The sequence below is a fragment of the Halobacillus sp. GSS1 genome (genome assembly GCF_017307035.1).
In the GTDB taxonomy this organism is placed as follows: Bacteria; Bacillota; Bacilli; order Bacillales; family Halobacillaceae; genus Halobacillus; species Halobacillus litoralis.
Map to the genome: position 1 here is coordinate 1 of NZ_JAFLHE010000002.1, position 12,218 is coordinate 12,218.

The window sequence follows — 12,218 nt, forward strand, 5'->3', positions numbered from 1 at the left end:
ATGGTGAGACCCCACAGGACGCAGTCCGAGGAGGCTCACCGCGCTCCCGCGGAAAGCGAGCTATTCCCCGCAGCCCCCATCCACCCAACAAAAGTCTCGAAACTGAGTCTTCCACAAACGGGAGCTTATCTGTAATTTCTAAAGCGATGAGAGGGGAAGGACGTTTTTTCGAGGACATTTTAGGAAATGGATAAATAAAGCATACATTAAAGGCATCTTCCACATTCTATACACAGCAGACATTACAAATGCAAAAGAAGTGTATAGAATAGCATTTAACAACTGAATGATTATTCGGTATAATAGAAGATGACTAATGATAAGGGAGTAGATCAATGAATTGGTATGAGAAGTTGAACGAGTATTTCCCAGTAGAGGAAATGAAATCGAAAGAACACATGGAAGCATTATTAAAAGAAAAAAGTAATGTGTACTACAAAGATGAAGGAGAAAACCACGTCCTTATGTACGCGGAATTCGATTCTTTTCTTTTTATCGACTATGTATACGTTTCCACTGCTTCGCGTGGTCAAGGACTTGGTCATAAACTCATCGAAAAAATGAAGGCGAAAGGGAAGCCGATCATCCTTGAAGTTGAACCTGTCGACTATGAGGACTCGGATACTGAAGCAAGACTCCGCTTTTATCAACGTGAAGGATTTAAGCATGCAAAATCCATCGGTTATACAAGGCGTTCGGTTGTTACAAACGAACTCAATCAGATGGAAATCCTTTACTGGTCTCCTGAAGATGCATCTGAAGAACAGATCTATGAGCAAATGAAAGAAATGTACACAGAAATCCATACGTATAAGGATAAAGAATTCTATGGGAAGTCCTATCAGCATGTTGATGAAGTTCTGACTCACGATGAAGATCGTGATACAAAGAACATTTTAGAACTGGATAAAACCAAAAACTGATCACACATACCCACCTTACATTATGGTGGGTATTTTCAATGGAAGGCGAGTAGTTGAAAATACAGTGTTTTTATATTTTCTATAAAAAAAGGTGTTTATCACTACATAAAACGTGGTATAAGTACATGGAAACGATTTATAATTGCTTTCTGTAACATATGTTCGTGTTTTCATAGATAAAACTTGACAGGTGTGTTATAGTAGAATCATGGTTAGATTATATTGATTACAAATAAAAATAAGCAATTAAAGTTCTACCATAAAATATTGAGGAGTGAAGTTTCTGTATGGTTACACTTTATACCTCACCAAGTTGTACATCATGTCGAAAAGCTAAAGCATGGCTGGAAGAGCACGATATTCCTTATACTGAGCGAAACATCTTCTCTGAGCCGCTAACGTTGGATGAGATTAAGGAAATTCTCCGTATGACGGAGGATGGGACGGAAGAAATCATCTCTACACGCTCAAAAGTATTCCAAAAACTGAAGGTAGATTTCGATCAGCTGCCTATGCAGGATCTCTTTGACTTGATACAGGATAACCCTGGTTTGTTACGCCGCCCGATTATTCTGGATGACAAACGTCTGCAGGTAGGTTATAACGAAGATGAAATTCGACGTTTCTTACCTAGAAGTGTTCGCACATTCCAATTGAAAGAAGCACAACGCTTAGTCAATTAATAAATAAAAAAGCTGTGATGGTAATCTTACCATTACAGCTTTTTTTATTCACTAATGCTTACTAAGAAAATGGGTGTTTTTTTCGTTAGAATGCCGTGCCTTTTCTTTTGTTGGAAAAATAACCTAGAGTAACGACTGCTATTACCATAACTACTGCAAACCACTGATGGATGAATGGGTATGCCTCCGTGTATTGGAGGACGTAGCGGTCTTCCATGACCATCTCGGCAGCTGTGTAAGTTAAAATTCCTGCTCCGAAATAAATCAGGAGTGGAAACTTGTCCATGAGCACGAGGATGATACGACTTCCCCAAACGATGATAGGGACAGATACGAGAAGCCCAATCATGACAAGAATAATGTTGTTGTGAGAGGCTCCAGCTATGGCAAGTACATTATCAAAACCCATCACGATATCTGCAAACACAATTGTTTTTACAGCAGCAGCCAGACTGTCACCTGCTTTGATGTTATCGGTCTCTTCTGTATCAGTTAGCAGTTTCATGGCAATATAAAAGAGAAGCAATCCCCCGATTAATTGAAGGAAAGGGATTTGGAGAAGATAAAGTGCAACCATAGTCAAAAGGACTCTGGCAGCAATCGCTAAGCCTGTCCCAAGAATAATCGCTTTGTTTCTTTGTTCAGGCGGTAAATTGCGGCTGGCCAGTGCTATGACTACGGCATTATCACCGCCAAGAATGATATCAATACTGATAATGATAAGTAATGGTTCAAGCAAGTCCCAGTTCATTGAAAAATCCTCCTGCTATGTAGTGACAAACCTAAGGGAATAAGCTAAAATAAAAAGTCAATCAACCGAATGAGGGCCTATTTCCATGTTTATTCATGACACAAATGGTTATATGCTGAATTCGAGCATTTTGTTTTCCAAACAGCCATTGCTGTCATACAATAGAAGTACATCAACCCTTATCTCTACACATCATTACGGTTGAAGCTTTGGCCTAACGGGTAAGGTTTTATAAGCGACGCAAGGGTGAGTGTTCCCTTCCCCCTTAAAACATGACAAGAAGGGAGAGAAACGTATGGAAATCGAACGCATTAATGAAAATACCGTTAAATTTTACGTGACATATCAAGATGTAGAACAAAGAGGTTTTGACAGAGAAGAAATTTGGTATAACCGAGAACGCAGTGAACAGCTCTTTTGGGAAATGATGGATGAAGTGAACGATCAGGAAAACTTCCAGGCTGATGGTCCGTTGTGGATTCAGGTCCAGGCGATGGACAAAGGACTAGAAGTGATCGTGACGAAAGCCCAGGTATCCCAGGATGGCCAAAAGCTCGAACTTCCGAATGAGGACGGTAAGGCAATTGATGTTCCGGTGGATGAAAAGCTGGAATCACTGCTTGATGATAAATTCCATTCTTCCGAGGACTATGATCATAAGAGTGAATACGATGAGGATCAGGAGGAGTCAGATGAACCTCTGACATTCACACTCAAGTTTAATGATTTTGAAGATGTGATCCAACTGAGCCACTACGTATTGCCAGCTGAAGCAATGGAGCAGCGTTTATTCCATTTTGAAGATCGTTACTATTTATATATTCAATTCAACGATGAAAATATGAGCGATGACGATCAAGAAAATGTGTTGAGTCAACTTATGGAATATGGACATGAGTCAACCCTTACGATTCACAGGTTAGAGGAGTATGGAAAGACGATATTCAACGAGCAGGCATTGGAATCAATAAAAGAATATTTTCCTGTCGATTAATTCAACGAGCACACAACTATGTGTGCTTATTTTTTTTGATTTAAAAAGCTGTACCTTATTTTTTCTTAAAAGTTCTAGTAAGGTTCGGCTAATGTTTGGAAGTTGTAGGTCTTTATGGAGCAGGAATATTGGGGTATTATGTCGAATAAGAGGGGGAGGAGGTGTTTGAATAGGTGTTGTATGCTTTGAATACAAATGGAGACCTAAAATCTTTGTATCAGCTGAGGCAAGAGGAAATAGAACTGGCAAAAAAGTCACCTTATTTTTGTCCAGTTTGTCACGAAAGGTTACAAATACGATCAGGATCACGGACGATTCCTCACTTTTCCCATCTTCCCAAAAGCGATTGTACGATGATAAAAGGAGGAGAGACAATCGAACACAGTCGAGGGAAATGGAGATTGTTTCATTGGTTGAAGAATCAAGGTTATGACGTTCACCTCGAACAATATTTGCCAGAGATTAGACAACGACCGGACTTATATTTATTGGCCAATGATAAAAGAATCGCCATTGAGTATCAGTGTGCTTCGATACCCAAGCTCGAAATTGATAAAAGAACGCTCTCCTACCGGGATGCAGGGGTTTTTCCTCTTTGGATTCTTGGTGCAAAACATCTTCATTCCTCTAACTTCAATCATTATTCCCTCAGTGATTTTACACGCTCTTTCCTTTATCACTTCAATGATGACTATCGATTGTACTTTTTTCATGCTTCAAAAAATATCATCTGGGTGATTTCGAATACTAAATCCGCAGGCGGACGACGGGTATTTGCGAATACTTTCTCTTCCACTATCACTAACCTCAATTTCCCTCAGTTATTTTCCTCTGTACCATCGAGTTACATGGAGGGTCAATTCTTAAGTGAAGTGGAGAGATTATGGTATAAAAATAGGACCGTTTATCAGAGTCAGGTAAGCTCTGAAGAACGGAATTATCGTCAATATCTTTATTTAAGAGGATATCATTTTTCGTTAATCCCAAGCATCTGTTATTTGCCTCTCCCAGGCCAAGTGCAAACCGGGAGAAGGCCTTATGTATGGCAGACGCGCTTATTCCTTGATCATTTCTTTCACCTCCCCTTAGGTTCTCGTGTCGAATTCCCTTTCATCAAAATCCCTTCCACTCCCAATGGATACATCCCTCATTTAAGTCAACAATATTTAGACTTACTTACTCAATTAAATATCATAGAAAAAACAGGGAAGAATAATTATATCAAGATCAAACAGGTCCCCTTCCATAAGCGAGTGGAAGATGCGTTGGAAGATGATCGCAGGACGTTGGAACAGTTGAAAAATTTACAAAGAATTAAGATTTAGGAAGGGATTTACACCTGAATAGAGAAATTTTTAGGGTGACGAATTATTTTGAAGGAGGATGTTGGATGTCGTCTGCGAAAGAGCTACCAAAACGAGAAGAAATACCTGTTGAAAAAACATGGGACCTTGAAGCCATGTTTGCAACAGATGAAGAATGGTATAAAGAACTAGAAGAAGCGAAGAAGCTGCTTCCTGAATTAGAAAAGTACCAGGGTAAACTTGGGGAATCTGCAGAGCAGCTCTATGATCTGCTTTCTTTTCAGGATAAAATCTCCCATAAGATAGGCTTGTTATACACGTATGCTCATATGAGAAATGACCAGGATACAACGAATGCTCATTACCAGGAGATGAATGCTAAAGCTGAAAACTTATATACGAAGATCGCCTCGGCTATGAGCTTTATCGTTCCGGAGATCCTCGCTCTTCCTGAGGGGAAAGTGAAGAGCTTTATTGAATCTTATGAGCCCTTAGAGCTGTATGAACATACACTTGATGAAATCACACGCCAACGGGCACATGTATTGAGTGAGAAAGAAGAGAAATTGTTGGCTGGTTTCTCAGAGATTGGTGCCAATCCTTCACAAACATTCGGAGCTTTAAACAATGCGGATCTTACTTTTCCGACCATCAAAAATGAAAAAGGAGAAGAGGTGGACCTCACTCACGGGCGTTATATCAATTTTCTGAAGTCCCATGATCGGGAAGTGAGAAAATCTGCGTTTGATGCGATGTACGATACGTTTGGATCCTTCAAGAACACATTTGCCTCCACTCTGGGTGGTCATGTGAAGAAGAACAACTTCAATGCGTCTGTAAGGAAGTATGATCGGGCACGACAAGCGAAGCTGGACAGCAACAATATTCCTGAATCAGTTTATGATAACCTGTTGGAAGCGGTCAACGAGAGACTTCCTCTCCTGCATCGCTATGCAGAGCTGCGAAAAGAAGTGCTGGATCTTGATGAAGTTCATATGTATGACTTGTACACTCCGCTTGTGAAAGATGCAGAGATGGAAGTTTCATACGAAGAAGCTCAGGACTTGGTCATCAAAGGCCTGGAGCCGTTAGGGGAAGAATACGTCAATATCTTAAAAGAGGGATTTGAAAATCGCTGGATTGATGTAGAAGAAAATAAGGGGAAACGAAGCGGTGCTTATTCATCCGGACACTATGGGACGAATCCATATATCCTTATGAACTGGCAGGATAATGTAAACAATTTATTTACCTTAGCTCATGAACTGGGGCATTCTCTTCATAGCTATTACACACATAAAAATCAGCCATATCGTTATGGCAATTATTCCATTTTCGTTGCCGAGGTAGCTTCCACTTGCAATGAAGCGCTTCTTAATGACTATATGATTAAGAAAACAAATAGTGAAAAAGAGAAACTTTATTTGTTGAATAACTTTTTGGAAGGATTCCGTGGGACGGTTTTCCGTCAGACGATGTTTGCGGAGTTTGAACATGAGATTCACATACAAGCCCAAAATGGAGAAGCTTTGACGGCTGAAAAACTAACAGAAATTTATTATGATCTCAATAAGAAATATTTCGGGGATAATATTGTCATTGATGAGAAAATTGGACTTGAATGGGCACGGATTCCACATTTCTATATGGGATATTATGTGTATCAATATTCTACCGGCTATGCGGCAGCACAGGCATTGGCAGGTCAAATCCTTGAAGAAGGGGAACCGGCGGTTGAGCGTTACAAGAACTTCTTGAAAGCGGGTAGCAGCGATTATCCAATTGAGGTTCTAAAGCAGGCTGGAGTCGATATGACATCGAAAGATCCGATCTTATCAGCACTGGATGTCTTTGAAGAAAAGTTAAATGAAATGGAACAACTTCTGAAAAAGTAATACACAGGTAAACCCACAGAACAAACGGTTCTGTGGGTTTATTTAAATCCCCGGAATGTTTTCTTGTGGGATGGAATGGATACAATGAAGTAAATCGCCATGAATAATAAAGGAGAGCTGATGTAAATTGGATATAAATTCATGAGTGCAAACAAATGAAAAGCAGATAGAAATACAACACTGATAACGAAGAGAAGGATCATCCAAATTTTCATCGCCACATACACCTCCATGGTTCATTTTATGGAGGTGTATGGGTCCACATGACTCCTTGCCATAGAAAAAACTCCCGTTTCCGGGAGTTTGATCAACTTTCGATATATTGCCAGAAAGCTCCATGCTTAACAGGCACTTCCCGCACTTTCTGCTTTAGTACCAGCTTTTTCATTTCGCGTTTGGCTTCTTGTTCTGTCCAGTCATAAACGACTGCAATCTCTTTGTTGGCGACAAAGCGATAGTGTTGCAAGAAATCCTCCAAAGCTGGTTTTATGCCAGGCTTTGGATCTTTTTGCAGCATTTCTTTCAACACTTTCACATAAACGTCGTAAGTGTATAGTCCTGTGATTTTTAAGCCGGCATCTTCTTCTGATTCATTAAAGACGACAATGGTTGGAGTGGAATCCACATCCATCTCATGAGCTAATTTTAAATCGCACTGTAAAGCTCTTCTGGCTGCGTCTCCTTGGAGATCTTTTTTGAATTCAGTAACATCAAGATGGGATTTTTCTGCACACTCAATTAAAATCGATTCATCAGAAATGTTCTGTTTTTCCAAGAAAACATATTCCTGAACCTTTCTTAAAAAGCGCATTCCCGCCTTTTTCCCTTGCAATTCAGCTGCTTTTACTGCTAGAGCCGTGGCAAGTGGGGAAGATACTGGGTTTTCAAGCCATACATCCCCATCACAGCACATACCTGTACGTGAACCGGTCTTGTCCCATGCCTCTTTTAAGTTTTCAGGCTTCTTCATCTTATTCTGGTGTAAAGAAGCAAGCTTCCCGCTGATGATCGGCCGGAGAGTAAAGAAACGTCCATATTCGATCGTGAGCTTTTTGAGGAATGGTTCCAGTGACCAGCATTCAGGGCATAAGGGATCAATGAAAACATAGATCTCAATCGGTCGTTTCAGTAAATCGAAAAAACCGCTAGCTGTTCCTGTTTTCCCGCTGTCACTGTTTAAACTTTTCCAACTCACATCGATTCTCCTTTCTCATCTTCTGGTGAATTCATCATATGATTTGCTGTCATCGTAAGCCTTTCAAACATGAAAGAACGATGTGGTTCTTGAATATCAACTTCATTCATAGCACCTGACATGCAGGATAACCATGCATCTCTTCTTGTAGGGGTGATTTTGAATGGAAGGTGTCTTGCCCGTAACATCGGATGGCCATGTTCCTCAACGTAGAGTGGAGGCCCGCCGAAAAACTGGGTTAAAAACTGTTTTTGCTTTCTTATCGTTTCTGTAAGATCGTCCGGAAAGATGGGAATCAAATCCGGATGCTTACTTACACGTTTATAAAAAGCTTCTACAAGCTCATCAATTTTTTCTTTTCCAATTTCCTCAAAAAACGTTTCTCGTTGTTGCATAACATCCCTTCCTGTCTGTTCATCATTTTAGCAATGAGGGCTAGAGCACGGCAACTATTCTGATTGTAGTTGCTTTCTGTCATAGAAACGTTTGATCTTATTATCTGTTTCACGGTTAGGAATATTGCATGTGCGCAGAATTTCTTCCATCACTTTATTTCCAGCCTCTTTAGATCCGGCTTCTACTTCCAGTTCATAATCTTCCTTGTCATAATAAAGGCTGTGGTCAAGGACGACGGTGGTCCCTTTGTAGTCAAGTTCTTTCCGTCTCGTTGTAAGAGAACCGAGGTAGTAAAGATCTTCAAAGGAGATACCTAGATCATTCAGTTGTTTAGATACGTGAGGCTTTTCCGTCATTTTGTTTTGAATCCAAAGGTTAGCTTCTTCTTCTGTAAGTGAATCATGAGTTTCAAGCAGACCTTCTGGGTGGGGCTGTTTAAGAGTCAATGTCCATTGAGCATTTTTTTGACGAATCCTCAAAGCAGAACCTTGCTGTTTTAACTTTAGGTCTTCTGTTTCAAAATAATAATTGGTTTGCTCCTTGAGTTCAACTGATTTGAATGGTAAAAAATGATAAACCTTTTCATATTCGTCTTTTGTTAATAAGTTTTTAAATTCGATTTCAATTTCCTGTGCCATAGTTAAGACCTCCTGATCGTAGTATAATGTCAGGCGCTCTGCTTATTCTGCAGGCTAACTTTATGATACAATGAATGATGAAGAAAACGCACATATTTACTATGAAGATTGGATACATAAAGGTGGTTGCTTGATGAATTGGGATATATTTATAGCACCTTATGCACAAGTAGTGGAGGAATTAAAAATTAAATTAAAAGGCATGCGACGGCAGTTTGAATATGAGGAGGAACAATCTCCTATTGAATTTGTAACCGGACGCGTGAAGCCGAAATCAAGCATTATTGAAAAGGCTAGACGAAAAGCCATTAATCCTGAAAACATCGAGGAAGAACTGCAGGATATAGCCGGAGTGAGAGTAGTCTGTCAATTTGTAGATGATATTTATGCCGTTGCCACTATGCTTCGGAACCGCCATGATTTTGAGATTGTCGAAGAGAAAGATTACGTTTCAAGGAAAAAGGAAAGTGGGTATAGATCTTTTCATGTCATTATTCGTTACCCTGTGGAAACCATTCATGGAGAGAAAAAAGTATTGGCAGAAATTCAAATTCGTACCCTTGCGATGAACTTTTGGGCAACCAATGAACACTCATTAAATTATAAATACTCGGGGAAAATACCATCAGAAATAAAATCACGGCTCAAACGTGCCGGTGAAGCTGCCTTTCAGCTCGATGAAGAGATGTCAAAAATTAAAAGTGAGATTCAAGAAGCCCAGCGAGCATTTTTGAGAAAAGAAGAACAAAAGAAGAACCCTAGAAAAACTTAAAGGAGTGGGTGGACCGATGAAGTTCTCGATCCTTTCCAAAGGTGATCAAAAATCGAACGAAATCCGTTCGAAAATTAAAAACTATTTGACGGAGTTTAAGTTGGAATACGATGAAGATGAACCCGATCTTGCCATTTCTGTCGGTGGAGATGGTACATTGCTGGAAGCATTCCATACGTATGTTCACCGGTTGGATAAAACAGCTTTCATAGGAATACATACCGGACATCTTGGTTTTTATGCCGATTGGATGCCCGAGGAATTAGAAAAGCTGATTATTGAGATTGCGAAGACCCCGTTTCAGGTGGTCGAGTACCCACTTCTGGAAGTGACCATCCGTCCGAAAAGCGGGGGAGAAGAAGACCGATATCTTGCACTGAATGAGTGTACGATCAAAACCTCTGAAGGCTCGGTGGTTATGGACATTGAAATCAAAGGTGATCATTTTGAGACTTTTCGTGGAGATGGGCTCTGCGTATCTACACCATCTGGGAGTACAGCCTATAATAAGGCGCTGGGTGGAGCGATTCTGCATCCATCACTTGAAGCTTTTCAAATTGCAGAAATGGCTTCCATTAATAACCGTGTGTTCCGTACGATAGGTTCCCCGCTTATTTTACCCAGCCATCATACGTGCATGTTCAAGCCAAAGCATGACCGCAGCTTTCTTTTCACCATTGATCACATCACTCGTACTTATAAAGACGTAAAATCGATTCAGTGCCGCGTTGCTGAAGAAAAAGTGCGGTTTGCTCGGTTCCGTCCGTTCCCATTCTGGAAACGTGTCCACGATTCCTTTGTGGCCGATGACTACTCAGAGTAATGTGACAAAGAGTTGGCGGGTGACAGATGTTTACACAGGTTATTCCATTCGTGATTTTTTGCTGCAGGCAGGTGAGTTTTCCAGGCAGTTGATCAAGAAGGTACGTATGGATGGTGTGGTATTGATCAATGGAATTCAGGAGAAAATGTGGCGTACATTAGAGGCCGGCGATGAAGTTGTGGTCGTTTTTCCTGAAGAAGAAAAAGGAGCGATTCTCCCTCACCAGGGCCCATTACCGATTGTATTTGAGGATGAAGATATCATGGTCCTTAATAAGCCCGCAGGCATTCCTGTAGTTCCTCCTTTTGACCAAAAAGAGACTTCGATTGCAAGTTTCCTGTTATTTGAATATGAACAAAGAGGATATCCTTGTACCGCTCATATTGTCACGAGGCTGGACAGAGATACGTCAGGATTGATGTTGATTGCTAAACACGCTTATAGTCATAGACTTCTTACCCAGAACCTGGACTTGATTTCCCGGCAGTACGTGGCCATTGTCGAAGGGGAATTACAAGTTAAGGAAGGTTTGATTGATGAGCCAATCGGCCGTGCAGAGGACTCGATCATCCGAAGGGTCGTATCTTCAAGAGGCAAGCCCTCAAAAACTCTGTATCACCTTATTCATCAAGAGAAAAATTACTCAAGGGTCCGTTTTAAACTTCTCACCGGGCGGACGCACCAAATTCGAGTTCATATGGCTTATAAGGGGTATCCTTTAGCTGGAGACACATTGTATGGTGGGAAAAAGGTGGAAGGTATGGATGGTCAGGCGTTGCATTGTGAGCGGCTTCATTTCATCCACCCATGGACGAAGAAAAAGATGACTTTTACATCAGAACCACCAAGAGAATGGGAAGCATTTGCTTGAACAGCAGGACTTCCTAGGAACATACTAAAAAAAGCAGGAGCCATAAGTGCTCCTGCTTTTTAATATCTGAACTTTTCTTCTACAAAAGGCATGCTTGATGGGACACTGAAAATTTCTTCTTCGGGCAATCGGAAAGCAGTCAACCTGCCTCCGAACACGCACCCTGTATCTATGTTAACGGTTTTGTTAACAAAACGGGGTTCGCGGACAGGCGTATGTCCATAGACGATCCATCTTCCTCCCTTGTAATGCTGAGCCCAGTCTCTTCTGACGGGACGACCATCTGGAAGCTTTTCACCAGTAATATCCCCGTAGAGTACGAACGTTTCGATCTTTTTACTTTTATGACCGATATCTTCTTCTCGGATTCCGGCATGAGCAACAACGGCATCCACATCTTTTAAAATCAAATGCAAGGGGGCCTGCTCATACAAATGCTTGAATTGTTGTTTAACATCCATCTGTTCTTTTTTTGACAAGGAACGGTATTCCTCAGCGGTCGTCTCCAATCCGTGCTTTTCCTTGACTGGATTCCCTAGAAAGAAACGATACAATTTGTTGCAATGATTTCCCGGGACATAATGGGCCCCTCTTTCCGTCACTAAACGATAGACGAAGGTAATACATTCTATGGAAGAAGGTCCTCGGTCCGTAATGTCTCCTACGAATACGGGTGTACGTCCCTCTGGGTGTTCCGGCAGGCCATCATTCCATTCATAGCCGAGTTTTTCAAATAACTGGATTAATTCGTCTAAGCAGCCGTGGACATCCCCGATTATGTCGTAGTACATAGTCATTCTCCTTTTTAGTCTCAATAATGGTCTTGGTTCTTTATAGATTGAGCGCTGTCCTATATATGGAAGATATTTTTCCCAAGCCTTCGAAATACTAAACATACGGGGAGTATATTCCCTAACATCGATTCCTTCTGTTAAACTACATTTATGTGATGAATTTGACTGTTGAAAAATTG

At 40.8% G+C, this 12,218-nt stretch carries 14 protein-coding genes; 8 read left to right on the forward strand and 6 right to left on the reverse strand.

Features of this window, described 5'->3' with window-relative positions; genetic code table 11:
• Positions 1 to 335 precede the first annotated feature (335 nt).
• A complete protein-coding gene (locus tag J0K78_RS06430; protein WP_160912019.1) occupies positions 336 to 923 on the forward strand; it encodes a GNAT family N-acetyltransferase in 588 nt (195 codons plus the stop codon).
• A 287-nt stretch (positions 924 to 1,210) separates the two neighbouring features.
• Positions 1,211 to 1,606, forward strand: coding sequence for a transcriptional regulator SpxA (gene spxA, locus J0K78_RS06435; RefSeq protein WP_160912021.1), 396 nt, complete (start codon positions 1,211 to 1,213; stop codon positions 1,604 to 1,606).
• Positions 1,607 to 1,691: 85 nt separating this feature from the next.
• Here spxA and J0K78_RS06440 read toward each other — a convergent pair whose 3' ends face one another.
• The gene (locus J0K78_RS06440) at positions 1,692 to 2,357 is read right to left on the reverse strand and encodes a TerC family protein (protein WP_206945930.1); all 666 of its coding nucleotides are present in this window, start codon (positions 2,355 to 2,357) and stop codon (positions 1,692 to 1,694) included.
• A 295-nt stretch (positions 2,358 to 2,652) separates the two neighbouring features.
• Between J0K78_RS06440 and mecA the strand changes: the two genes are divergently transcribed.
• The 3 genes from mecA (at position 2,653) to pepF (ending at position 6,550) form a co-directional block, all read left to right on the forward strand.
• Entirely contained in the window at positions 2,653 to 3,351 is a 699-nt protein-coding gene (mecA, locus tag J0K78_RS06445; RefSeq protein ID WP_206945931.1) for an adaptor protein MecA, read from the forward strand.
• Positions 3,352 to 3,524: 173 nt separating this feature from the next.
• The gene (locus J0K78_RS06450; RefSeq protein WP_206945932.1) at positions 3,525 to 4,676 is read left to right on the forward strand and encodes a competence protein CoiA; all 1,152 of its coding nucleotides are present in this window, start codon (positions 3,525 to 3,527) and stop codon (positions 4,674 to 4,676) included.
• A gap of 65 nt (positions 4,677 to 4,741) precedes the next feature.
• Complete coding sequence (pepF, locus tag J0K78_RS06455) at positions 4,742 to 6,550, forward strand: oligoendopeptidase F (protein ID WP_206945933.1); 1,809 nt, start codon at positions 4,742 to 4,744, stop codon at positions 6,548 to 6,550.
• Between the two features lie 38 nt (positions 6,551 to 6,588).
• Here the strand turns inward: pepF and J0K78_RS06460 are convergent, their stop codons facing one another.
• The 4 genes from J0K78_RS06460 to J0K78_RS06475 form a co-directional block, all read right to left on the reverse strand.
• Positions 6,589 to 6,765, reverse strand: a complete 177-nt coding sequence (locus J0K78_RS06460; RefSeq protein WP_206946310.1) for a hypothetical protein — start codon at positions 6,763 to 6,765, stop codon at positions 6,589 to 6,591.
• Between the two features lie 92 nt (positions 6,766 to 6,857).
• A complete protein-coding gene (locus tag J0K78_RS06465; RefSeq protein WP_206945934.1) occupies positions 6,858 to 7,745 on the reverse strand; it encodes a ClpXP adapter SpxH family protein in 888 nt (295 codons plus the stop codon).
• Entirely contained in the window at positions 7,742 to 8,140 is a 399-nt protein-coding gene (locus tag J0K78_RS06470) for a globin domain-containing protein (protein ID WP_206945935.1), read from the reverse strand. Before J0K78_RS06470 ends, J0K78_RS06465 begins: the two co-directional genes overlap by 4 nt.
• A 54-nt stretch (positions 8,141 to 8,194) precedes the next feature.
• Entirely contained in the window at positions 8,195 to 8,779 is a 585-nt protein-coding gene (locus tag J0K78_RS06475) for a CYTH domain-containing protein (protein ID WP_206945936.1), read from the reverse strand.
• 133 nt (positions 8,780 to 8,912) lie between these two features.
• On the opposite strand from J0K78_RS06475, the gene yjbM reads away from it, so the two are divergent.
• The 3 genes from yjbM to J0K78_RS06490 are packed head-to-tail and all read left to right on the forward strand — an operon-like array spanning position 8,913 to position 11,245.
• Positions 8,913 to 9,551, forward strand: a complete 639-nt coding sequence (gene yjbM / locus J0K78_RS06480) for a GTP diphosphokinase (protein ID WP_160913719.1) — start codon at positions 8,913 to 8,915, stop codon at positions 9,549 to 9,551.
• 16 nt (positions 9,552 to 9,567) lie between these two features.
• A complete protein-coding gene (locus J0K78_RS06485) occupies positions 9,568 to 10,374 on the forward strand; it encodes an NAD kinase (protein ID WP_160912035.1) in 807 nt (268 codons plus the stop codon).
• A gap of 19 nt (positions 10,375 to 10,393) precedes the next feature.
• The gene (locus tag J0K78_RS06490) at positions 10,394 to 11,245 is read left to right on the forward strand and encodes an RluA family pseudouridine synthase (protein WP_370551082.1); all 852 of its coding nucleotides are present in this window, start codon (positions 10,394 to 10,396) and stop codon (positions 11,243 to 11,245) included.
• Positions 11,246 to 11,304: 59 nt separating this feature from the next.
• Here J0K78_RS06490 and prpE read toward each other — a convergent pair whose 3' ends face one another.
• Positions 11,305 to 12,036, reverse strand: coding sequence for a bis(5'-nucleosyl)-tetraphosphatase PrpE (gene prpE, locus J0K78_RS06495; RefSeq protein ID WP_206945938.1), 732 nt, complete (start codon positions 12,034 to 12,036; stop codon positions 11,305 to 11,307).
• Between the last annotated feature and the right edge of the window lie 182 nt (positions 12,037 to 12,218).